Annotated in this window: 23 protein-coding genes; 13 read left to right on the forward strand and 10 right to left on the reverse strand. The window is 53.8% G+C overall.

Annotated elements, in window-relative coordinates:
• Positions 1–7: 7 nt before the first annotated feature.
• The 3 genes from astE (at position 8) to ves (ending at position 2,530) form a co-directional block, all read left to right on the forward strand.
• A complete protein-coding gene (astE, locus tag SK47_RS08400) occupies positions 8–973 on the forward strand; it encodes a succinylglutamate desuccinylase (RefSeq protein ID WP_047653632.1) in 966 nt (321 codons plus the stop codon).
• 337 nt (positions 974–1,310) lie between these two features.
• The gene (gene spy / locus SK47_RS08405) at positions 1,311–1,805 is read left to right on the forward strand and encodes an ATP-independent periplasmic protein-refolding chaperone Spy (RefSeq protein WP_015570753.1); all 495 of its coding nucleotides are present in this window, start codon (positions 1,311–1,313) and stop codon (positions 1,803–1,805) included.
• A 167-nt stretch (positions 1,806–1,972) separates the two neighbouring features.
• Entirely contained in the window at positions 1,973–2,530 is a 558-nt protein-coding gene (ves, locus tag SK47_RS08410) for an environmental stress-induced protein Ves (protein ID WP_022650891.1), read from the forward strand.
• On the opposite strand, the gene cho is transcribed toward ves, so the two are convergent.
• Together cho and nadE are read right to left on the reverse strand one after the other, a co-directional pair.
• Positions 2,508–3,386 (reverse strand): excinuclease Cho, encoded by an 879-nt coding sequence (gene cho, locus SK47_RS08415; protein ID WP_072139661.1) that lies wholly within the window; start codon positions 3,384–3,386, stop codon positions 2,508–2,510. The genes ves and cho overlap by 23 nt on opposite strands.
• Positions 3,387–3,501: 115 nt before the next feature.
• Positions 3,502–4,329 (reverse strand): ammonia-dependent NAD(+) synthetase, encoded by an 828-nt coding sequence (gene nadE / locus SK47_RS08420; RefSeq protein WP_003857837.1) that lies wholly within the window; start codon positions 4,327–4,329, stop codon positions 3,502–3,504.
• 231 nt (positions 4,330–4,560) lie between these two features.
• On the opposite strand from nadE, the gene osmE reads away from it, so the two are divergent.
• The 7 genes from osmE to chbG all read left to right on the forward strand — a co-directional run bounded on the left by osmE (position 4,561) and on the right by chbG (position 10,414).
• Positions 4,561–4,905 carry an osmotically-inducible lipoprotein OsmE gene (gene osmE, locus SK47_RS08425; protein WP_003857836.1) on the forward strand — a complete coding sequence of 115 codons (345 nt, stop codon included), beginning with the start codon at positions 4,561–4,563 and terminating at the stop codon, positions 4,903–4,905.
• A gap of 281 nt (positions 4,906–5,186) precedes the next feature.
• Positions 5,187–5,504 (forward strand): PTS N,N'-diacetylchitobiose transporter subunit IIB, encoded by a 318-nt coding sequence (chbB, locus tag SK47_RS08430; RefSeq protein WP_015570750.1) that lies wholly within the window; start codon positions 5,187–5,189, stop codon positions 5,502–5,504.
• An 80-nt stretch (positions 5,505–5,584) separates the two neighbouring features.
• Positions 5,585–6,943, forward strand: coding sequence for a PTS N,N'-diacetylchitobiose transporter subunit IIC (gene chbC, locus SK47_RS08435; protein ID WP_023315923.1), 1,359 nt, complete (start codon positions 5,585–5,587; stop codon positions 6,941–6,943).
• Positions 6,944–6,991: 48 nt separating this feature from the next.
• Positions 6,992–7,339 (forward strand): PTS N,N'-diacetylchitobiose transporter subunit IIA, encoded by a 348-nt coding sequence (gene chbA, locus SK47_RS08440; RefSeq protein ID WP_003857835.1) that lies wholly within the window; start codon positions 6,992–6,994, stop codon positions 7,337–7,339.
• Between the two features lie 30 nt (positions 7,340–7,369).
• Positions 7,370–8,188 (forward strand): transcriptional regulator ChbR, encoded by an 819-nt coding sequence (chbR, locus tag SK47_RS08445; RefSeq protein WP_017384663.1) that lies wholly within the window; start codon positions 7,370–7,372, stop codon positions 8,186–8,188.
• A gap of 109 nt (positions 8,189–8,297) precedes the next feature.
• Positions 8,298–9,653: a 6-phospho-beta-glucosidase gene (locus tag SK47_RS08450; protein WP_048243890.1), complete on the forward strand. Its 1,356-nt coding sequence runs from the start codon at positions 8,298–8,300 to the stop codon at positions 9,651–9,653.
• Positions 9,654–9,664: 11 nt separating this feature from the next.
• Complete coding sequence (chbG, locus tag SK47_RS08455; RefSeq protein ID WP_048243893.1) at positions 9,665–10,414, forward strand: chitin disaccharide deacetylase; 750 nt, start codon at positions 9,665–9,667, stop codon at positions 10,412–10,414.
• A gap of 109 nt (positions 10,415–10,523) precedes the next feature.
• Here chbG and katE read toward each other — a convergent pair whose 3' ends face one another.
• Positions 10,524–12,773 carry a catalase HPII gene (gene katE / locus SK47_RS08460; RefSeq protein WP_022650896.1) on the reverse strand — a complete coding sequence of 750 codons (2,250 nt, stop codon included), beginning with the start codon at positions 12,771–12,773 and terminating at the stop codon, positions 10,524–10,526.
• Between the two features lie 188 nt (positions 12,774–12,961).
• On the opposite strand from katE, the gene cedA reads away from it, so the two are divergent.
• Positions 12,962–13,216 carry a cell division activator CedA gene (gene cedA, locus SK47_RS08465; RefSeq protein WP_071785203.1) on the forward strand — a complete coding sequence of 85 codons (255 nt, stop codon included), beginning with the start codon at positions 12,962–12,964 and terminating at the stop codon, positions 13,214–13,216.
• Positions 13,217–13,264: 48 nt separating this feature from the next.
• Here the strand turns inward: cedA and tcyP are convergent, their stop codons facing one another.
• The 4 genes from tcyP to hxpB form a co-directional block, all read right to left on the reverse strand.
• A complete protein-coding gene (gene tcyP, locus SK47_RS08470; protein WP_022647826.1) occupies positions 13,265–14,656 on the reverse strand; it encodes a cystine/sulfocysteine:cation symporter in 1,392 nt (463 codons plus the stop codon).
• 127 nt (positions 14,657–14,783) lie between these two features.
• The gene (locus SK47_RS08475) at positions 14,784–15,374 is read right to left on the reverse strand and encodes a metal-dependent hydrolase (protein ID WP_015570742.1); all 591 of its coding nucleotides are present in this window, start codon (positions 15,372–15,374) and stop codon (positions 14,784–14,786) included.
• Positions 15,375–15,469: 95 nt separating this feature from the next.
• Positions 15,470–16,231 carry a 2-dehydro-3-deoxy-D-gluconate 5-dehydrogenase KduD gene (kduD, locus tag SK47_RS08480; protein WP_032658160.1) on the reverse strand — a complete coding sequence of 254 codons (762 nt, stop codon included), beginning with the start codon at positions 16,229–16,231 and terminating at the stop codon, positions 15,470–15,472.
• Between the two features lie 128 nt (positions 16,232–16,359).
• Positions 16,360–17,031, reverse strand: a complete 672-nt coding sequence (gene hxpB / locus SK47_RS08485; RefSeq protein ID WP_003857825.1) for a hexitol phosphatase HxpB — start codon at positions 17,029–17,031, stop codon at positions 16,360–16,362.
• Positions 17,032–17,171: 140 nt separating this feature from the next.
• Between hxpB and SK47_RS08490 the strand changes: the two genes are divergently transcribed.
• A complete protein-coding gene (locus SK47_RS08490; protein WP_003857823.1) occupies positions 17,172–17,708 on the forward strand; it encodes a YniB family protein in 537 nt (178 codons plus the stop codon).
• 36 nt (positions 17,709–17,744) lie between these two features.
• Here SK47_RS08490 and SK47_RS08495 read toward each other — a convergent pair whose 3' ends face one another.
• From SK47_RS08495 to pfkB, 3 genes are all read right to left on the reverse strand, one after another.
• Positions 17,745–18,605, reverse strand: coding sequence for a fructosamine kinase family protein (locus tag SK47_RS08495; protein ID WP_048243895.1), 861 nt, complete (start codon positions 18,603–18,605; stop codon positions 17,745–17,747).
• A gap of 105 nt (positions 18,606–18,710) precedes the next feature.
• Entirely contained in the window at positions 18,711–19,001 is a 291-nt protein-coding gene (gene ghoS / locus SK47_RS08500; RefSeq protein ID WP_003857822.1) for a type V toxin-antitoxin system endoribonuclease antitoxin GhoS, read from the reverse strand.
• Positions 19,002–19,092: 91 nt separating this feature from the next.
• Positions 19,093–20,025, reverse strand: coding sequence for a 6-phosphofructokinase II (gene pfkB, locus SK47_RS08505; RefSeq protein WP_022650900.1), 933 nt, complete (start codon positions 20,023–20,025; stop codon positions 19,093–19,095).
• A gap of 296 nt (positions 20,026–20,321) precedes the next feature.
• Between pfkB and SK47_RS08510 the strand changes: the two genes are divergently transcribed.
• The gene (locus SK47_RS08510; protein WP_026080717.1) at positions 20,322–21,080 is read left to right on the forward strand and encodes a DUF481 domain-containing protein; all 759 of its coding nucleotides are present in this window, start codon (positions 20,322–20,324) and stop codon (positions 21,078–21,080) included.
• The last annotated feature ends 98 nt before the right edge of the window (positions 21,081–21,178 follow it).

Below are 21,178 nucleotides of genomic sequence, written 5' to 3' on the forward strand. Positions count from 1 at the left end.
AGACGATATGGAAAACTTACTGGCGCTGACGCTGGCCGAAGATACACCGGAGCGGCAAGAGGGGGCAGGCCCTTCGTTCCACTGGCGATGGCTGGGGCCGGGCGTGCTTGAACTGACGCCGACGGGGAAATATAACCTGTCGCTGCTGCTTTCTACCGGCATTCACGGAAACGAAACCGCGCCCGTGGAGATTGTCGAACTATTGCTGCGCGCGCTGTATCGCGCAGAGATCACGCTGCACTGCCGTCTGCTGGTGGTACTGGGAAATCCGCCTGCGCTGGCGCAAAATAAACGGTACCTCGTGAGCGACATCAACCGCATGTTTGGTGGTCGCTGGGCGCAGTTTCCACAGAGTGATGAGACGACTCGCGCGCAATGGCTGGAGAAGGTGGTCACGGCGTTTTTTGCCGGGGCGGGGGAAACGCGCTGGCACCTCGATCTGCATACGGCCATTCGCGCCTCGTACCATGTGCGTTTTGGCGTGTTACCGCAGCGTCATCAGCCGTGGGATGAGGCGTTTCTGACCTGGCTTGGCGATGCGGGGCTGGAGGCACTGGTTTTCCACCAGACGCCAGGCGGCACTTTTACCCACTTCACCTGCGAAAATGTTGGCGCGTTATCCTGCACCCTGGAGCTCGGAAAAGCGCTGCCGTTCGGGCAAAACGACCTGACGCGTTTTACCCCTACGCATCAGGCGCTCCGGGCGTTGCTCGCCGGGGTTGCGCCGGAACCCACCCGGGAACCCGTCGTGCGCTATCGGGTCGTGCAGCAGATCACGCGTCAAAGCGAGGCTTTCCAGCTTCATATGGCACCCCATACGCTGAACTTTACGCCGTTTCGCCAGGGCGTCCTGCTGGCGGAAGATGGTGAGACGCGCTATGCGGTACAGAAATCCACGGAATATGTTTTATTTCCTAATCCGTCGGTCGCGTTTGGTTTGCGAGCAGGTCTGATGCTGGAAAAAATGCCCTGAACGTCTCCCCTCGCGCAGACCGGAGGGGAAATGAAGAATAAATTTCTTAGCGTTAAAAGCGCTCTGGTATTGTTTGCGGAATATTCCTGGAGAATTGCTTTATTATTAAACGGCACTTCGCTATACTTCTCCATAATCTCTTTAAAATCATCCTGTTGAATATTTTTGTTTCATCTCTCCACGCTTTTTCCTTAATTTCTCCACAATTGGCGAAAAGTTGTTTTTTACACTTTCATTGTTTTACCGTTGCTCTGACTAATTGACGATAAACGCCGTAAAGTTAATCTCGTCAACACGGCATAGCGCCGAAGAATAACTGAAAGTAAGGAAAGACATTATGCGTAAATTAACTGCACTGTTTGTTGCCTCTACCCTGGCTCTGGGCGCTACCAGCATGGCGTTCGCCGCCGATACCGCGACCACTACCGCCGCGCCGACGGAAGGCAAAATGATGATGCATCATAAAGGCAAGCCGGGTATGCACCATGAGATGATGATGTTTAAAGATCTGAACCTCACCGATGCGCAGAAGCAGCAGATCCGCGACATCATGAAAAGCCAGCGTGACCAGATGAAACGTCCTCCGCTGGAAGAGCGCCGCGCAATGCATGACATCATTGCCAGCGACAGCTTCGATAAAGCAAAAGCGGAAGCGCAGATCGACAAAATGGCCGAGCAGCATAAAGCACGCATGCTGGCCCACATGGAAACCCAGAACAAGATTTACAACATTCTGACGCCGGAACAGAAAAAGCAATTTAATGCCAATTTTGAGAAGCGTCTGACAGAACGTGCAGCGCCGGAAGGTAAAATGCCTGCACCAACCGAATAATCGGTTCACTCTCTTAAGACCGCCGGGCTCCTGTCTACAAAAGCGAAAACGCTGTGGACAGGACCGGCGGTTTTTCTTTTATCCCATGCCTAAGGTCTGGCCTGACTGCTGCCGATAATACGTCTGTGAAAATGCCCTGGCGCACGGTGCGTCCTTCAGGAGTGGTCATGGAATTCTTTGATATCCGTAAAATGCCGGTCAGTCTCTGGCGTAATGGTGCGGGTGAGACGCGTGAGATTTGCTGTTTTCCTCCCGCGACGCGGGATTTTTTCTGGCGGGCCAGTATTGCCTCCATCGCCAGTAACGGCGAATTCTCCGCGTTCCCGGGCGTTGACCGGGTGATTACGTTGCTGGAAGGCGGCGAGGTGACCCTGGATGCAGGCAGGGCGTTTTGTCATACCCTGAAGCATCACCAGCCTTACCGATTTGCGGGCGATCTGGCGGTGAAAGCCGTGCTCACAGAGGGGCAGATGTCGATGGACTTCAACATCATGACCCGACGGGATTGCTGCCAGGCAAAGGTGCGCGTTGCTACCCGAACGTTCACTACCTTCGCGTCACGCGGTGGGGTGGTCTTTGTCTTAAGTGGCGCCTGGCAACTGGGCGACAAATTACTGACCGCCGATCAGGGTGCCAGCTGGGAAGCGGGCAGTCATACCCTACGTTTACTGGAAACGAAGGGGTCGCTGCTGTTCAGTGAAATTACCTGGCTGCCGGGTCACTGAGGACGATGATCTCATATTTTCCGGTTAATAATGGCTTACAGAGAATTTTGTAACCATCCTGATCGAACCCGGCAGGGGTGCGCAGCAGGGCGGTAGCGTCATCCAGGCTTTCAACGGCGCCAAGCCAGAGCCAGTTGCGGATGATGTGATAATGCGTCATCGCATCGCGGGTTTCTTTCAGCGCCACCGCGCCTTCCCACGGCCAGCAGTTAACGCTGATAGAGGCCAGGCCCGCCATAAACCGGGCATGATGTTCTTCAACGCTCTCTTTTCCACAACACGCCCCGGCGCAGCGTTTCAGCGCGGAGCGGAAACAGGCGCGACCGCGGGTGGTGGCTTCCAGTCCTAACAGGCCGTAACAAAGCTGTAATTCATCAGCCAGGGATTGCAGGGTTTGCAGTGCGGCACGTTTGTTGGCAAACAGACCGTAAAGATTGGGTTCATGCGAAAAATCCACTTCCCGGGCATAAACAACCTGCGGTTTTCCTGCGTTAACCTGCAAGGAACACAGCTGGCGGTTGCGGCGCAGGCGTTTGTTAAACAGCGGCTGCTGTTCCTTGATGAGCCGGGCTTCGAGCAGAAGCGCGCCCAGTTCGCCTGCCGTCTCGATCCAGGTGATCCGCCGGGACTGCCTGAGCATCGATGCTTCATCCGGCGTACGCAGGTGCGACATCACCCGGCTGCGGATATTCACGCTTTTGCCGATATAGAGCGGCATGGTATCGCTGTCGCCGTGGAAGAAATAGACGCCAGGCTGTTTAGGCAGAGCCTCAAGCCAGGGGCGAAGATGCTCGGGATATTCGTAGATAGCCGCCGCTTCAAACTCAAGACGCGGGGCGGATTGACGCCTGCTCACATACTGCTCCATATACTGTTCAGGCATACAGTGTAGCAGGTGTTCGGTGGTTAAAAAAGAGCCGGGTGGCGGTTACGCCTTACCCGGCCTGTAAAACTGAGTTACCGTTTTGCTTTTACTTTTTCCAGAAATCATCAAACACCGTAATCGGCGGACGGCGCTTGTGCTCGGTTTTCAGATACCAGCCTTCGATAATTTTGGCGGTACCTTCGTCGAGCGTTTTGCCTTCCAGATAATCATCAATGTTGTCATATGTGACGCCCAGCGCGGCTTCATCCGGCAGGGAAGGGCGATCGTCCTCCAGGTCCGCCGTTGGCGCCTTCTTATACAGGTGCTCCGGGCAGCCCAGCGCCGCCAGCAGCTGCTTGCCCTGACGCTTGTTCAGGCGGAAGAGGGGGTTGATATCCGTGCCGCCATCGCCGTATTTGGTGAAGAAGCCGGTGATGGCTTCCGCGGCGTGGTCGGTGCCGACGACGACCCCTTTGGTCATCCCTGCGATACTGTACTGCGCTTTCATGCGCTCACGGGCTTTCTCGTTGCCGCGAACAAAATCGCTCAGTTCAATACCGGCTTCACGCAAGGCCTGCTCGCTTGCCAGTACCGAACCTTTGATGTTTACGGTAAGAACACGGTCCGGCTGAATAAACGCGATCGCATCCTGACAGTCCTGCTCGTCAGCCTGCACGCCATACGGCAGACGTACGGCAATAAATTGCAGCGCGGTGTCACCGGTCTCGTCACGCAGCTCGGAGATGGCCATCTGGCTCAGCTTGCCGGCCAGAGTGGAATCCTGACCGCCGCTGATACCCAGCACCAGCGTCTTCAGGAAAGGGTGTGCAGACAGGTAAGCTTTCAAAAAATCAACGCTACGACGGATCTCTTCATTGGCATCAATCGCAGGTTTCGCGCCCAGCGCCTGAATAATTTCTTGTTGCAGAGCCATTACGCCCTCCCTATGCAGAACCAAACAGAAAGTGTGATCTGTTAAAACTAACCCTTTGTCGGGGAAACGACAAGGATCACAGTTTTGAGTGTACTGTTTTACAGCGATTTAGCAGCTTACCGTTGTTTTATTAGAATTTTCCGAAATTCGTCTGGCGTAACTCGCAAAGTTGAACAATAGTAATTTTTATCCCATGCTTAGTTAACACGCTGATAAACAAGAGGACGGAATATGAACAAGAACGTAGCAGGAATTTTAAGCGCAGCGGCGGTACTGACTATGCTGGCAGGGTGTACAGCTTACGATCGCACCAAAGATCAGTTCACACAGCCAGTGGTAAAAGACGTCAAAAAAGGCATGACGCGTTCCCAGGTTGCAGCCATTGCCGGTAAACCTTCTTCAGAAGTTACTATGATCCACGCGCGTGGTACCTGCCAGACCTATATTCTGGGTCAACGTGATGGTAAGGCAGAGACCTACTTTGTCGCCCTGGATGATACGGGTCACGTGATCAATTCTGGTTACCAGACCTGTGCCGAATACGACACCGACCCACAGGCACCTAAGGCACAGTAAGCCTGCTTGCCTGAGAGCGTTAACAAACCGGCCGGAAGGCCGGTTTTTTTATGCATACGTAAATCTTATTTCTTGGCGCGAATTATTTGCCTGAAATGTGAAGGTAGTCAACAAGCCAGGTCAATGAGAGACAATTTCAGTCTATCCAGAATTATCCCCTCCCTGTACCATTGCGTATACTCACTTCAACGATAAACAATGTTCAGCACACTGCCCGTCAGCCAGGATAGCGAGTCGAGTGATAGCGAGACGGCGGGTAGCCAAACAAGAGGGAAGTTATCATGGAAAAGAAACATATCTATCTGTTTTGCTCTGCGGGCATGTCCACTTCGCTGCTGGTTTCTAAAATGCGCGCGCAGGCCGAAAAATATGAAGTCCCTGTGGTGATTGAGGCGTTTCCGGAAACGCTGGCGGGCGAGAAGGGCCAGACAGCAGACGTTATTTTACTCGGGCCGCAAATCGCTTATATGCTGCCAGAAATTCAACGTCTGCTACCCAATAAGCCGGTCGAAGTGATCGATTCCGTTTTATACGGCAAGATTGATGGTTTAGGTGTATTAAAAGCTGCCGTTGCGGCGATTAAAAAAGCTGCTAATTAATTTTTTATTTTTCCCGTCAAAGAGTTATTTCACACACAATCTGCCGTAACGATCGTTGCGGCCTTTAAGGGTATTTTCCTATGAGTAAAGTCATCGCTTCACTTGAAAAGGTACTCCTTCCTTTTGCTGTTAAAATAGGAAAGCAGCCTCACGTTAATGCCATCAAGAACGGCTTTATTAAATTAATGCCGTTGACATTAGCCGGGGCAATGTTCGTTTTAATTAACAACGTTTTTCTGAGCTTTGGAGAAGGTTCCTTTTTTTATTCATTAGGAATTAGGTTAGATGCTTCAACTATTGACACCCTTAATAGTTTAAAAGCCATTGGCGGCAATGTATACAACGGTACGTTGGGTATTATGTCGCTAATGGCGCCTTTCTTTATTGGAATGGCGCTGGCGGAAGAGCGTAAAGTGGATCCGCTGGCGGCAGGCTTACTGTCCATTGCCGCGTTCATGACCGTCACACCGTACAGCGTGGGCGACGCTTATGCCGTTGGCGCCAACTGGCTGGGTGGGGCAAACATCATTTCCGGTATTATTATCGGGCTGGTGGTGGCCGAAATGTTCACCTTCATTATTCGCCGTAACTGGGTTATCCGCTTGCCGGATAGCGTTCCGGCCTCTGTTTCTCGTTCATTTTCCGCGTTGATTCCGGGCTTCATTATTCTCTCCATCATGGGGATTATTGCCTGGGCGCTCTCTCACTGGGGAACTAACTTCCACCAGATCATTATGGACTCTATCTCAACGCCGCTGGCGTCGATGGGTAGCGTGGTCGGTTGGGCGTATGTCATCTTTACCTCCCTGCTGTGGTTCTTCGGCGTGCATGGTTCACTGGCACTGGCGGCGCTGGACAGCGGTATTATGACCCCATGGGCACTGGAAAACGTCGCGCTTTACCAGCAGTACGGCTCCGTCGATGCGGCGCTGGCGGCCGGTAAAACCTTCCATGTGTGGGCGAAGCCGATGCTTGACTCCTATATCTTCCTGGGCGGTACCGGGGCGACGTTGGGTCTGATCATCGCGGTCTTTATTGTCTCTCGCCGCGCTGACCATCGTCAGGTTGCGAAGCTGGCCCTGCCGTCAGGCATCTTCCAGATTAACGAGCCGATCCTGTTTGGTCTGCCAATTATCATGAACCCGGTGATGTTCATTCCCTTCATCCTGGTTCAGCCGCTGCTGGCCGCGATTACGCTGACGGCGTACTACCTGGGCATTATCCCGCCGGTGACCAACATTGCGCCGTGGACGATGCCGGCTGGTCTGGGCGCGTTCTTCAACACCAATGGTAGCGTGGCCGCCTTCTTGCTGGCGATATTCAACCTCGGGATTGCAACCCTGCTCTACATGCCGTTCGTGGCGATTGCGAACAAGGCCGCAACGGTTATCGATGAAGAAGAGAGCGAAGAGGATATCGCCCTCGCACTGAAATTCTAAAATTGCACGGCGCGGGGCAACCCGCGCCAGCGGAAAGGAGCTTAAAAAATGTTAGATTTAGAGAGTATCGTTGCCGAAGAAACCGCAGAGAACGATCTGGAAGAGGTGGTGATGGGCCTCATCATCAACTCCGGGCAGGCACGCAGCCTGGCGTATGCGGCGCTTAAGCAGGCTAAGCAGGGCGACTTCGTTGCCGCGAAAACCATGATGGAGCAGTCCCGTACGGCGTTAAACGAAGCGCATCTGGTGCAGACGAAGCTTATCGAAAGCGACCAGGGCGAAGGGAAGATGAAAGTGAGTCTGGTGCTGGTACATGCGCAGGATCATCTGATGACCTCCATGCTGGCACGCGAGCTGGTAGCGGAGCTCATCGAGCTTCACGAGAAGATGCAATAAGTCAGGATGAAGTAGCAGGAGGTCAGCACGATGGAAATCAAAACCGCACATGAGCAGCAGCTGTTTAATGGCAAGAATTTTCACGTGGTGATTTACAACAAAACGGAGAGCGCCAGCGGTCTGCACCAGCATGACTACTACGAGTTCACGATTGTTCTGACCGGCCGCTACTATCAGGAGATCAACGGTAAGCGCGTCCTGCTTGAGCGTGGCGATTTCGTCTTCCTGCCGATGGGATCTTATCACCAGAGCTTTTATGAGTTTGGTGCGACGCGCATTCTGAACGTAGGCGTGAGCAGGCGTTTCTTCGAGAAGCATTATCTGCCGCTGGTGCCGTTCTGCTTTGTGGCGTCACAGGTGTATCGCGTTAAAAATGAGTTTATGACCTGGATTGAAACGGTTATCGCCTCGCTGAATTTCCGCGACAATGAATTTGATGAATTTATTGAAACCGTGACGTTCTACGTCATGAATCGCCTCCGCCATCACCGTGAAGAACAGCAGGTGGTGGATGATATTCCTCAGTGGCTGCGTAGTACCGTGGAGCTGATGCACGACAAAGGACAGTTCAGCGATAACGCCCTGGAGAATATGGTGGCGCTGTCGGGTAAATCGCAGGAATATTTGACGCGCGCCACGCAGCGTTATTACCGTAAAACGCCTGTGCAAATTATTAATGAAATCCGCATTAACTTTGCCAAAAAACAGCTGGAAATTACTAATTACTCTGTCACCGATATCGCTTACGAATCGGGTTACAGCAGTCCCAGTCTGTTTATTAAAACCTTTAAAAAATTGACTTCATTCACACCGAACAGTTACCGCAAAAATTTAACGGTAATTAATTAACTTTCGGCGGTTTATCCGCCAGGAACAGTGACGTAATGGCTTGCCCAAATAGCGGGAAGAGCACGCTATACCTTGCAGGCGATTAACCTGATACGCTAAGGGAGATATTATGCAACAGAAATTAAAAGTCGTAACCATTGGTGGCGGCAGCAGCTATACCCCGGAATTACTTGAAGGTTTCCTGAAACGGTATCATGAATTACCGGTCAGCGAATTATGGCTGGTGGATGTTGAAGAAGGTCAGGAGAAGCTGAATATTATTTTTGAACTGTGCAAACGCATGGTTGAAAAAGCGGGCGTGCCCTTAACCGTGCATAAAACGCTGGATCGTCGCCTGGCACTGAAAGATGCTGACTTCGTGACCACGCAGCTGCGCGTCGGCCAGCTGAAGGCGCGTGAGCTGGACGAGCGCATTCCGCTGAGCCACGGTTATCTGGGCCAGGAAACCAACGGGGCAGGTGGCCTGTTTAAAGGCCTGCGTACTATTCCGGTCATTTTTGACATCATTAAAGACGTGGAGGAGATCTGCCCGAACGCCTGGGTGATTAACTTTACCAACCCGGCCGGGATGGTCACCGAGGCAGTCTATCGCCATACCGGTTTCAAACGCTTTATCGGCGTCTGCAATATTCCGATTGGCATGAAGATGTTCATCCGCGATGTACTGGAACTGACCGAGCACGATGATCTGTCCATTGACCTGTTCGGCCTGAATCACATGGTCTTTATCAAAGATGTGATTGTGAACGGGCAATCGCGCTTTGCGGAACTGCTCGACGGCGTCGCCTCTGGTCGCCTGACTGCGGCCTCGGTGAAAAACATCTTCGATCTGCCGTTCAGCGAAGGGCTGATCCGCTCCCTGAATCTGCTGCCGTGCTCGTATCTGCTTTACTACTTCAAGCAGAAAGAGATGCTGGCCATTGAAATGGGCGAATACTACAAAGGTGGCGCACGCGCTCAGGTTGTGCAGAAAGTAGAGAAGCAGCTGTTTGATTTGTATAAAGATCCGAACCTGAACGTCAAACCGAAAGAGCTGGAGCAGCGCGGCGGGGCATACTATTCGGATGCGGCGTGTGAAGTGATTAACGCCATTTACAATGACAAGCAGGCCGAGCACTATGTGAACGTTCCCCATCACGGGCACATCGACAATATCCCGGCAGACTGGGCCGTTGAGATGACCTGCATCCTTGGACGCGAGGGTGCAAAACCGCATCCCCGCATTACCCACTTCGACGATAAGGTGATGGGGCTGATTCACACCATCAAAGGCTTTGAAGTGGCGGCGAGCAATGCTGCCCTGAGCGGCGAACTGAATGAAGTGCTGCTGGCGCTGAATCTCAGCCCGCTGGTGCATTCTGACCGTGACGCTGAAAAACTCGCGAGTGAGATGATCCTGGCGCATGAAAAATGGCTGCCAAACTTTGCTGCAACGGTTGAGAAACTGAAACTCACACACCGTTAAGAGGAGGCGCGATGGAAAACCTGCTGATCGTCAATGCCGATGATTTTGGCCTGTCAAAAGGGCAGAACTACGGCATTATTGAAGCCTGTCGCCGGGGCGTCGTGACCTCTACAACAGCGCTCATCAACGGTGAGGCGGTGGAACATGCGGCGCAGTTAAGCCGTGAGCTGCCCGAGCTGGGCGTGGGCATGCATTTTGTGCTGACGCTTGGGTTGCCCCTTTCACCGATGCCGGGTCTGACGCGCGAGGGAAAACTGGGGAAATGGATTTGGGAAATGGCGGAGCAGGACGCTCTGCCGCTCGATGAGATTGCCCGCGAGCTGGAGTGCCAGTTTAACCGCTTTGTGGATGTGTTTGGCCGCGAACCTACCCATATTGACAGCCATCATCATGTGCATATGATCCCGGCGATTTTCCCGCTTGTGGCAGAGTTTGCGCAACGTAAAGGCGTGGCGATGCGCGTGGATCGTGAGGTGCGCGGGTTGCCGGACGTCGCGGTGACGTCAACGGAGGGGTTCAGCAGCGCATTTTATGGCGACGAGATCGATGAAGCGCTGTTCCTGAAGGTGCTGGATGACTCCACCGCAAAAGGGGAGCGCTCGCTTGAGGTAATGGCGCACCCGGCGTTTGTCGATGAGATAGTACGTAAGAGCGCCTACTGCTGGCCGCGTCTGGCAGAACTGGATGTGCTGACATCGGCGTCGTTAAAGTATGCGATTGCCGAGCGTGGGTATCGTCTGGGGACGTTCAGGGATCTTTGAGGCAAAGCCCGGTGGCGAGGTAAAAGCAAAACGGTAACCTTTTGGTTACCGTTTTTATTGTTTTCTCCCTCTCCCAGGGGAGAGGGCCGGGGTGAGGGCTTCAGGTTTTTTACGCCGGTATCTGGTCAATCTTACTGCTGCGCGACCACACGCGGTGCGCGGCGAGCAGGTCAAACAATCGGGTCATAAACGCATCATCGACGTTATCACCTTCGACAATGCCTTCTTCCCCTTGATCCGGTACCTTCAGCAGAGTTTTAAACTTCCGCGCATCGCCTGCCAGAGCGATTGGCTTCAGGTGCTTATAGGCTTCCAGCAGATAATAGGCGGCATCACCGTTACCGAGCAGGCTCTCAACGTCGCCGCACGGCATAATCACCGCATCAACCGTCAGCGACGGTGCTCCGGCGAAGGTCGCGGCAATCGGCAGGACGGAGCCATCATCGGCCGTCACTTCACCCATGCGAGAGTAAAGCAGTTTGGCATGTACGCCCTGGGTTTTGAGCGCCCGCATGATCCCCAGTACGTCGCTGGCGCGCGGTTTATCGTTCAGCAGAATAGCCACTACGCGGCCTTTAATTGACCCGCCAGGTACCGCGTACAGGCTCAGGGACGGATCCTTCTTCAGCCCGTTCACGTCTTTTGGCGGTGCGGCATGGCATTGCTCATCGGTGAGCGTGATGCCGAGATTATTCGCCACGCCCTGAGCAAGCTGGATATCAATATGCGCCAGATGGTCGACCACGCGCTCGCGAATGTAGGTACGCACCACTTTGCTCAGCTCAAAGCTGAAACCGCCGATAATGTGCTGCTGTTCAATCGGGGTCTGGCTGTTCCAGAACAGGCGAGGCTGAGCGTAATATTCGCCGAATGACGGGCTGCGCTCGCGAATTTTTGTTCCGTCCACGCGCTCCTGATACGACTCGAATCCGCCACGTTTTGGCCCCGGCGGGGTTTCACGCGGCCAGTTATCGTTAATGGAGTTTGGCTCGTAGTTCGCCGGGTTGGTATCGATATCCTGGCGATGCATCCCGTCACGCTGGAAGTTATGGTACGGGCAGGTCGGACGGTTGATAGGAATTTCGTGGAAGTTCGGTCCGCCGAGACGGCTGATCTGCGTATCGGTATAAGAGAACAGACGGCCCTGGAGCAGCGGATCGTTGGTGAAATCCAGCCCCGGCACAATATGGCCCGGGTGGAACGCAGCCTGCTCATTCTCCGCGAAGAAGTTATCCGGGTTGCGATTAAGCACCATTTTGCCCACCAGCTGAACCGGCACCAGCTCTTCGGGAATAAGCTTGGTCGGGTCGAGCAGGTCGAAGTCGAATTTGAACTCGTCCTCTTCCGGGATCAGCTGTAACCCCAGCTCGTATTCCGGGAAATCACCGGCTTCAATGGATTCCCACAGTTCGCGACGGTGGAAGTCCGGATCGCGCCCGGTCAGCTTCTGTGCTTCATCCCACACCAGGGACGCTTTCCCCGCGACCGGTTTCCAGTGGAAACGCACAAACGTCGCTTTACCTTCAGCGTTAATCAGACGGAAGGTATGAATACCAAAGCCTTCCATGGTGCGATAGCTGCGTGGGATCCCCCGGTCAGACATCGCCCACATCACGTTGTGAAGGGTTTCCGGTTGCAGGGAGACGTAGTCCCAGAAGGTGTCATGCGCACTTTGTCCCTGCGGTATGGCCCAGTGTGGCTCTGGTTTTACCGCATGGACAAAGTCAGGGAATTTATGCGCATCCTGAATGAAGAAAACCGGGGTGTTATTCCCGACGAGGTCGAAAATGCCCTCTTCGGTATAGAATTTGGTGGCGAAGCCGCGGATATCACGCACCGTGTCGGCCGAACCCGCGCCGCCCTGTACGGTAGAGAAGCGCACAAATACCGGTGTAATTTTGTTCGGATCGGAAAGGAAATCCGCCTTCGTGATCTCCTTCAGGCTCTTGTACGGCTGGAAATAGCCGTGCGCCGCAGAGCCCCGAGCGTGAACGATACGTTCAGGAATACGCTCATGGTCGAAATGGGTGATTTTTTCCCGCAGGATGAAATCTTCCAGCAGCGTCGGGCCGCGCGTTCCGGCGCGCAAGGAGTTCTGATCATCGGCGATGCGCACGCCCTGATTGGTGGTCAGCGCATAGCCTTCACCCCCTTTACGGTGCGGGTCGAGAGATTTTAACTTTTCGTTGTCCGCATCGGGTGACTTCATGCTTCCCGGTGCAGTAGGTTGCTCGCCCGGCGCGGAGAGGCCCGGCGACGGTTTATGAGAGCCATCCGCAGGGGCGAGTGAGTCCATTCCCGGTTGAGATTCTTCGGTGCCATGAATAGGGGATTGATGGGGTTTATCATTGTTCGACATTGCACGATTCTCCTTTGTTCGTTCCTGAAAACCCTATTAAGGATAGAACAATGTGATGAATTAGCAGGCGAACTAAGCGTTTTCAGAGGAAGTGATTAGCGAAAGGAGCCATCTGCCACATGTCAGGCGCGACGGGTGGGGGGAGAATCGGCTATGATAGAAATTTCCTGCTTTAAGAATTTGCTTTAGTGAACCCGTCGCTTATGAAACCTCTTCGTCAACAAAACCGCCAGGTTATTAGCTATGTGCCCCGCGTTGAACCCGCGCCGCCTGACCATGCCCTGAAAGTGGATGGTTTTCGCGATGTCTGGATGTTACGGGGTAAATACGTTGCCTTCGTGCTGATTGGCGAGCACTTCCGTCGCTCCCCTGCGTTTACGGTGCCAGAATCGGCGCAGCGATGGGCTATGCAGACCCGCCAGGATGAAGAGGTTGAAGAATAACAGCCATAAAAAAACCGCCCTCAGGCGGTTTTTTTATTTCGGCCGTGATTAACGATGGGCCAGTTCGGCATCATCTTCACTGTCGAGAATTGTTTTGTCGGTCTGCTTCAGCCACTGGCTGGTCAGGGTACCGGCGGTCATTGAGCCACTCACGTTCAGGGCGGTACGACCCATGTCGATCAGCGGTTCAACAGAGATCAGCAGGGCAACCAGCGTCACCGGCAGTCCAAGCGCAGGCAGAACGATCAGCGCAGCGAAGGTCGCGCCGCCGCCCACGCCCGCAACACCGGCGGAGCTAATGGTCACGATACCGACCAGCGTCGCAATCCAGACCGGATCCAGCGGGTTAATCCCCACGGTTGGGGCAACCATCACGGCCAGCATCGCCGGGTAGAGACCCGCACAGCCGTTCTGCCCGATGGTGGCGCCAAAGGAGGCCGAGAAGCTGGCGATAGACTCCGGTACGCCCAGACGACGGGTCTGTGCTTCGACGTTCAGCGGGATAGATGCCGCGCTGGAACGGCTGGTAAAAGCGAAGGTCAGCACCGGCCAGACTTTACGGAAGTATTTCAGCGGGCCAACGCCGTTCACCGCCAGCAGAATGCCGTGCACAACAAACATGATGCCCAGACCGAGGTACGAGGCAATCACAAAGCTGCCAAGCTTAATGATGTCTTGCAGGTTAGAACCTGCAACGACTTTGGTCATCAGCGCCAGGACACCGTACGGCGTCAGTTGCATGACCAGACGCACCAGCTTCATCACCCAGCTTTGCAGGGTATCGATGGCCGTCAGAACGCGCTCGCCTTTCGGCGCATCGTCCTTCAGCAGCTTCAGCGCAGCCACGCCCAGGAATGCCGCGAAGATCACCACGCTGATAATGGAGGTTGGGCTTGCGCCGGTCAGGTCAGCAAACGGGTTCTTCGGAATGAAGGAGAGCACCATCTGCGGAACGGTCAGATCGGCCACTTTACCCACGTAGTTGGTCTCAATCGCCGTCAGACGCGCGGTTTCAGCGCTACCCTGCACCAGACCTTCAGCAGTCAGGCCAAACAGATTGGTTACCAGCACACCCACCAGCGCTGCAATCAGCGTGGTGAAGAGCAGGGTACCAATGGTCAGGAAGCTGATTTTACCCAGTTGAGAGGCATTGTGCAGGCGGGCTACGGCGCTCAGAATAGAGGCGAATACCAGCGGCATAACGATCATTTGCAGCAGCTGTACATAGCCGTTACCGACAATGTTGAACCACTGAATGGAGTCTTTCAGTACCGGGCTGTCGGAGCCGTAAATAGCGTGTAAGGCCAGGCCAAACACCACACCCATGACCAGACCGACCAGTACCTTTTTCGCCAGGCTCCACTGTTTGTGGCGAGCCTGGGCGAGAAGCAATAGCAATACGACGAACACAACAATGTTCGCGATGAGTGGAAAATTCATCCCCGTTCTCCTGATTTATTATACGGTCGGTTTTTACCGAACCTGTTGGCGCAAGGTTATCAGAAGTGTGATGCCACGCTTATATCCATATGGAATGGTTTATGACAAAAGTGATTATATTGTCGGTTTAATGTTCAATCTGGTGATTAATAAAACGATTGAACTGAAATTGCAGCGAGTTGATCATCTGCGATGACCAGCGCACTGCACCATTTTCGGGCAATGTCTGCGGCATCCAGACGGCATACGCAAACAGCGCCATGCACAGAACGCGCTCCAGCTGGTTGCCTTTTTGCGGCACGAGGATTGGCAGGCGGAAACGCCAGCGGCAGGGCCAGAGCAGCGGTACGCCCGCTGGCGTCAGCATATCGGCGAGGATATGGCTTAAGTAGCCAAGCACCATGCCCTGAATGGCATCCGCCGGGACGATCCAGCTCTCCGGAACCTTTAAATAGAAGAGTGTAAGCAGGCCAAATACGGCCAGCAGGCTGTGGGTAAACCCGCGATGACCAAAGGCTCTGGCGATGGGCTTTGAAATCCACTTTAGCCGCTGGCCAAGGAATGACTTTGGATGATCTATGTCCGGCAGCAGGCAGGTAAGTACGGCGGAAGGGACAATATGCCACCAGTCCCCCTGTGCCAGCACAGGGGTCAGTTCAGCGTTTTTGGCAAACACTGCACAGGCAAGTGAAAAAAGCAGGTGGCCTTCCGCCGTCATGATAAAACCCGGTAAACTGTCGATTCATACAGTATAGGGTTTTTATACAGTGTGTGAAAGAGGTGACGGTGTAACCCTTTGTCACAAACGCGCGGTTAGCGCGCCAGCCAGCCACCGTCTACGGCGAGAGTATGACCGTTAACGTAATCAGATGCTCTTGAAGCCAGAAACACCACCGGACCCTGTAAATCCTCCGGGAGACCCCAGCGGCCCGCCGGAATCCGGTCGAGGATCGCCTGGCTGCGCTGCTCATCATCCCGAAGTTGCCGGGTGTTATTTGTCACCATATAACCCGGCGCAATAGCATTCACATTAATGCCCAGCGTTGCCCATTCGTTCGCCAGCAGGCGGGTGAGGCCCAGCACGCCGCTTTTGGACGCCGTATAGGAGGGCACCCGGATGCCGCCCTGGAAGGAGAGCATGGAAGCAATGTTAATGATCTTGCCGCCCTGACCCTGCGCGATAAACTGTTTCGCCACTGCCTGAGAGAGGAAAAAGACTGATTTCAGATTGAGATCGATGACCTCGTCCCAGTCCTTCTCACTAAATTCCAGCGCATCGGCACGGCGGATGGTGCCGGCATTGTTAACCAGAATATCGATGCGGCCCATCTCAGCGACTGCGGTATCCACCACGCTCTGAATACTCTCCTGCTTGCCAAGATCGGCGCGAATCGCGATAAAGCGTCGTCCCAGCGCCGTAACGCGCGCTGCCGTTTCGTCAGGAACCTTGCGGTTAACCCCCACGATATCGCATCCTGCTTCGGCGAGGGCAATGGCCATGCCTTGCCCCAGACCGGTATCGCACCCGGTCACCATCGCCACTTTTCCTGCCAGAGTAAAAGCATCCAGTATCATACGCGCCTCAGAAGTCAGGTTATTGTCATTCTGCACGTAAGAATAGGAGTCTGGAATGAGAAAAGCAAATAAAGTAAAACGTTGTTTTGATTTTTCGGGGCAGGCAGCCGAAGCTGCCTGAAAGAGCGTTACTCCCCACGCAGATGGCGGGCAGTCAATTCTTCAAGAGACGTCAGCCTGACATCCGCCAGGGCAAAACGGGGATCGTGTCGGCCTTCTTCAGCCGGCACAACGATGGAGCGCATACGTGCGGCTTTGGACGCCACCATGCCGTTAACCGAATCTTCCAGCGCCACACAGGTAAGCGGATCCAGCCCCAGTTTCGCGGCGCAGTCCATATACACCTGCGGATGTGGCTTGCTGTACGGAAGCTTTTCGGCCGAGGCCAGCGCGTCGAAGCTGTCGCGCAGCCCGAACATCGTCAGCACTTTTTCCAGCATATGCAGCGGTGAGGCGGAGGCCAGCCCCACTTTCAGCCCTTGCGCCTTGCACAGGGCGATAGCGTCGCGTACGCCCGGTAACAGAGGCTTATACTCTTCTACGAGGGAGATGGCGCGGTTGATAATGCGCGCCGTAACTTCGTCGCGATCCGGGCCAACCCATGGCTGGTGGGCATACCAAAGGTCAACCACCATATCGATGCGCAGCCCCAGGGTATCGGGAAGCTCGTTACGACGACTGATATCGACGCCGAGGCTGGCCATCACGTCCAGTTCAGCCCGATCCCACAGGGGTTCGGAATCAATCAGCAATCCATCCATGTCAAAAATAGCGGCAAGTATCTGGCGCGGTGTCGACATTACAACATCTCCTTATCTTGGGGTAAGACGAACGGTGCTAAGCACAAGCAATTTAGCATATTGCATGCAAAGAGCGGGCGAAATTGACCGACAGCAGGTAGACTTAGGCACAAATAACGCGTCTTTATGAAGAGGAACTAATGACGTATCAACAAGCTGGACGCATCGCGGTCTTAAAACGTGTTGCTGGTTGGGTTATTTTTATTCCCGCCCTGATTTCAACGCTGATCTCCGTACTCAAATTTATGTACGATCACAGCGAAAAACAGCCGGGCATCAATGCCGTTATGCTTGATTTTGCCCACGTCATGATTGAGATGATGCGGTTTAACACCCCGTTCCTGAACGTCTTCTGGTTCAACTCGCCCACGCCGGATTTTCACCACCAGCTGAATGTCGGTTTCTGGATAATCTATGCGTTGATATTTATCGCGATGGCGTTGCAGGCCTCCGGCGCGCGCATGAGTCGCCAGACCCGCTTTTTACGCGAAGGGGTGGAAGATCAGCTGATACTTGAGAAGGCGAAAGGCCCTGACGGGATGAGCCGCGAGCAGATCGAATCGCGCATTGTCGTTCCGCGTCATACCATTTTTGTGCAGTTTTTCCCGCTCTACATCCTGCCGGTCATCATCATTGTGGCCGGGTATTTCTTCTTTACGCTGCTTGGCTTCCTGTAAATCCTAAGGGAAGGGGCGTGATGCCGCCCCTTCCCGCTATGCCGCCAGAATACGGTCCAGCGCCCGCTGGGCATTTACCAGATGACTCCCGCCAAACAAAATAGCCCGGTTTAGCAAGGTGTACAGCTGATAAACCGGCTGACGATCAAGGAAACCCGAAGGTAACGGCGAGACAGACTGATAGCCATCATAAATTTGCGGCGGCTGTTCAGGGTGCAACGGCAGCATCGCGAGGTCACACTCTCTGTCGCCCCAGTAGCAGGCCGGGTCATATATATAGGGACCATCAGGCCCAAGCGCGCAGTTGTTTGACCATAAATCACCGTGCAGAAGGGAAGCCTGAGGCTGATGCGAAGCCAGACGCTGCTGAATATGTTCAACAATCGCGTCGATGTTGCCGAACGCTAATCCCTTTTCAGCGGCCAGTTCCAGCTGCCAGCCGATGCGCTGTTCGGCGAAAAAAGTCGACCAGCGGCGCTGCCATGCGTTTGGCTGTGGGGTGGTGGAGAGGTGGTTATCGAAATCGAGCCCAAACTGAGGTTGATCGCTCCACTGGTGCAAACGGGCGATCTGTTGCCCGAGAATAAAGGCGTTATGCGCATCCAGAGGACGCGCGGGAAGATAGTTCATCACCAGAAAGCTATAGTCACGATCGCTGCCGACGGCTAAAACCTGCGGAACGGTGACTGTTTTACTGCGCGATAACAGCTCAAGCTGATCGGCTTCGGCAGTAAAAATGGGGAGCAATTCGCGCTCATCACATTTAACGAAAAGATCGCGCCCGGCGTAACGTAAATGCCATGCGGCATGGATCTCTCCGCCTGGCAGTTCTTTACGCAGTTCAATTTCACCTTCACCCAGCTGCTCACTTAAAAGATGACTGATAGCCTGCCACATGATGTCTCTCCCATGTTGTCTGCCAGATCATAAAGTTAGCGCAAAACGGCTATAAAAAAACAGGAACTAACGCACAACTGAGCGGTTTAATTTTATACAGGGCACTTATTGTTCTTTTTTATGCCAGTTTTCCCAGCTATCCACATCAATTTCCGTGGCTTTGTCAGTCACGCTTTCCACCAGGCTACTGGCCAGCGCCTTCACCTCTTCCTGACTCAGCGGGCTTATCAGGCCAAATGCCAGTGAGCCGAGATCGTGAATATTGCCCTCATCGTCCGTCAGCGTAAGCAGAAAATTGGCGCGCGTGAACGCGTTGTTGAGTTCATTCAGTTCGGTCAGCGACGCTTCATGAATATTCACGGTTACGACGTAGCGGGTGATATCACCACTGCTCATAATTCACCTCGTTGTTATCCTGAAAGTTTTCTTAGCATAGTCGATAAGCCCTGTTTAGCGACTTCCCCTTCCATGGGAAGGGGAAGCAGGTTCAGCTTCTCTCGAGGTAATCGACAATTTTCTGGGTATCCGCAAGCGAACACAGACGCGTTCCCTGATTGATGGTGGCTGCACTCCCTGCCGCGACGCCATAGCGAGCCATCTCCAGAAGCGAAGCCCCCTGCGCCAGCTTCAGCACCATCGCGCCAACCATACTGTCACCGGCACCCACGGTGCTCTGGCTTTTCATCGGCGGTGGCACAACCTGCACAAAGCCCGTCTTATCGACGGCCAGCGCCCCCTGAGGACCGAGAGAAACAACAACGCGATGCGCTTTGCCCGTACGTACCAGCTCTTCTGCGGCAGTACGAACGTCATCAGGCTGGCTGAGTTCTCGATTAACCAGGGCACTGAGCTCTTTCTGGTTAGGTTTAACGAGTTCAAGTTGTCCGGGTTCTAACGCCGCCTTCAGGGCTTCGCCCGAGCTATCGACAACGCAGCGGATGCCGCGCTGGAGCGCAGCCTGAACCAGCGCCGTCAGTTTCTCTGTTTTGACGCCCGGCGGCAGGCTACCGCTGATCACCAGTAATGAGCCGCTTTCAATGGTCAGCACTTTCTCTTCCAGTTGACGAAACTCATCATCGGTCAATTTCGCCCCCGGCATCACAAAGCGATATTGCTCGCCGCTGGATTCAACATGGACATGCAGGTTCTGCCGGGTCCAGTCTTTAGCGTCGACGGTGTCTACGGCCACCTGTTCATCTGCCAGCAACGCCACCAGATGTTCTCCCGTGGCGCCGCCAGCGGGGAAGATGGCGGTGGCTTTTCCGCCGAGATGGGTAATAGCGCGCGCCACGTTGATGCCGCCGCCGCCCGGCTCAAACACCGGCGCGCTACAGCGCAGCTTACCTTCCGGGTAGATTTGCGGCGTCATGGTCGCGGAGTCGAGGGAAGGGGAGAGTGTCAGCGTATAAATCGAAGCCATCATGACCTCCTTTTATCATGGGTTCTTTTAAGCCTGGCACCGTTTGGCAGGAAGGCAACGTAAATAACAGTATGATTTTAAATATGAATGCTGACAAATAAGCTGCGCCGGGCATATAAAATAAAACGCGTTTTGGGATCGTTCTTATTCAAAAAATGAAAGAAGAAAATATTGCTATGTTATTTGCGGCTTTTTATAATTTGTTACCTTTCTATGGTCGCCTTGTCATTGATCCGCAAGAAAGTTTCCGAGACCGTGACGGTCTCTTTTTATGTTGTACGGACTCCTTAAATAAAATGAAGCTTTTGAAGACAGTACCCGCAGCACTGATGCTGGCGGGTGGCGTATTTGCGTCACTGAATGCAACCGCCGATGATACCGTTTTTACTGTCATGGACGATCCCTCCACTGCCAAAAAACCCTTTGAAGGTAATGTGAATGCCGGGTATCTGGCGCAATCCGGTAACACGAAAAGTTCCTCCCTGACCGCAGACAGCACCCTGACCTGGTACGGCAACACCACGGCCTGGTCGCTGTGGGGAAATGCCAGCAACACCTCTGCTAACGATCAACGCTCATCGGAGAAATACGCGGTAGGCGGACGTAGCCGATACAACATGACCGATTATGACTACCTGTTCGGGCAGGCGAGTTGGCTGACTGACCGCTACAACGGCTATCGCCAGCGTGATGTCGTAACTGCGGGTTATGGTCGTCAGTTCCTCAATGGGCCGGTGCACAGCCTGCGTTTTGAATTCGGTCCGGGTGTCCGTTACGACGAGTACACCAACGGCGAAGATGAAACCCAGCCGCTGGGTTATGCATCGGGCACCTATGCATGGCAGATGACCGACAACGCAAAATTCACCCAGGGTGTGTCGGTGTTTGGTGCTGAAGATACAACGCTGAACTCAGAAAGTGCGTTGAACGTGGCGATCAATGAACACTTTGGACTCAAGGTGGCGTACAACGTAACCTGGAACTCATCCCCACCCGATTCTGCACCGGAACATACCGATCGCCGAACCACGATTTCATTAGGTTATAAAATGTAATATCGTCGGGCCGAGAATAATCCCGGCCCGTTTTTTATTTTCTGAAACTGTGCTTATTTATATTAAACGGCGTTTTAAAATAATGTGTCTGGTTTCAT

The organism is Enterobacter sp. BWH52, assembly GCF_001037565.1.
GTDB classification, from domain to species: Bacteria; Pseudomonadota; Gammaproteobacteria; order Enterobacterales; family Enterobacteriaceae; genus Enterobacter; species Enterobacter hormaechei_C.

Bases quoted from the DNA above. Each gene is read 5' to 3' on its own strand.
- astE (WP_047653632.1), top strand. From the start codon at position 8: ATGGAAAACTTACTGGCGCTGACGCTGGCCGAAGATACACCGGAGCGG.
- spy (WP_015570753.1), top strand. From the start codon at position 1,311: ATGCGTAAATTAACTGCACTGTTTGTTGCCTCTACCCTGGCTCTGGGC.
- ves (WP_022650891.1), top strand. From the start codon at position 1,973: ATGGAATTCTTTGATATCCGTAAAATGCCGGTCAGTCTCTGGCGTAAT.
- nadE (WP_003857837.1), bottom strand. From the start codon at position 4,329: ATGGCTCTGCAACAAGAAATTATTCAGGCGCTGGGCGCGAAACCTGCG.
- osmE (WP_003857836.1), top strand. From the start codon at position 4,561: ATGAACAAGAACGTAGCAGGAATTTTAAGCGCAGCGGCGGTACTGACT.
- chbB (WP_015570750.1), top strand. From the start codon at position 5,187: ATGGAAAAGAAACATATCTATCTGTTTTGCTCTGCGGGCATGTCCACT.
- chbC (WP_023315923.1), top strand. From the start codon at position 5,585: ATGAGTAAAGTCATCGCTTCACTTGAAAAGGTACTCCTTCCTTTTGCT.
- chbA (WP_003857835.1), top strand. From the start codon at position 6,992: ATGTTAGATTTAGAGAGTATCGTTGCCGAAGAAACCGCAGAGAACGAT.
- chbR (WP_017384663.1), top strand. From the start codon at position 7,370: ATGGAAATCAAAACCGCACATGAGCAGCAGCTGTTTAATGGCAAGAAT.
- SK47_RS08450 (WP_048243890.1), top strand. From the start codon at position 8,298: ATGCAACAGAAATTAAAAGTCGTAACCATTGGTGGCGGCAGCAGCTAT.
- chbG (WP_048243893.1), top strand. From the start codon at position 9,665: ATGGAAAACCTGCTGATCGTCAATGCCGATGATTTTGGCCTGTCAAAA.
- katE (WP_022650896.1), bottom strand. From the start codon at position 12,773: ATGTCGAACAATGATAAACCCCATCAATCCCCTATTCATGGCACCGAA.
- tcyP (WP_022647826.1), bottom strand. From the start codon at position 14,656: ATGAATTTTCCACTCATCGCGAACATTGTTGTGTTCGTCGTATTGCTA.
- SK47_RS08475 (WP_015570742.1), bottom strand. From the start codon at position 15,374: ATGACGGCGGAAGGCCACCTGCTTTTTTCACTTGCCTGTGCAGTGTTT.
- kduD (WP_032658160.1), bottom strand. From the start codon at position 16,231: ATGATACTGGATGCTTTTACTCTGGCAGGAAAAGTGGCGATGGTGACC.
- hxpB (WP_003857825.1), bottom strand. From the start codon at position 17,031: ATGTCGACACCGCGCCAGATACTTGCCGCTATTTTTGACATGGATGGA.
- SK47_RS08490 (WP_003857823.1), top strand. From the start codon at position 17,172: ATGACGTATCAACAAGCTGGACGCATCGCGGTCTTAAAACGTGTTGCT.
- SK47_RS08495 (WP_048243895.1), bottom strand. From the start codon at position 18,605: ATGTGGCAGGCTATCAGTCATCTTTTAAGTGAGCAGCTGGGTGAAGGT.
- ghoS (WP_003857822.1), bottom strand. From the start codon at position 19,001: ATGAGCAGTGGTGATATCACCCGCTACGTCGTAACCGTGAATATTCAT.
- pfkB (WP_022650900.1), bottom strand. From the start codon at position 20,025: ATGGCTTCGATTTATACGCTGACACTCTCCCCTTCCCTCGACTCCGCG.
- SK47_RS08510 (WP_026080717.1), top strand. From the start codon at position 20,322: ATGAAGCTTTTGAAGACAGTACCCGCAGCACTGATGCTGGCGGGTGGC.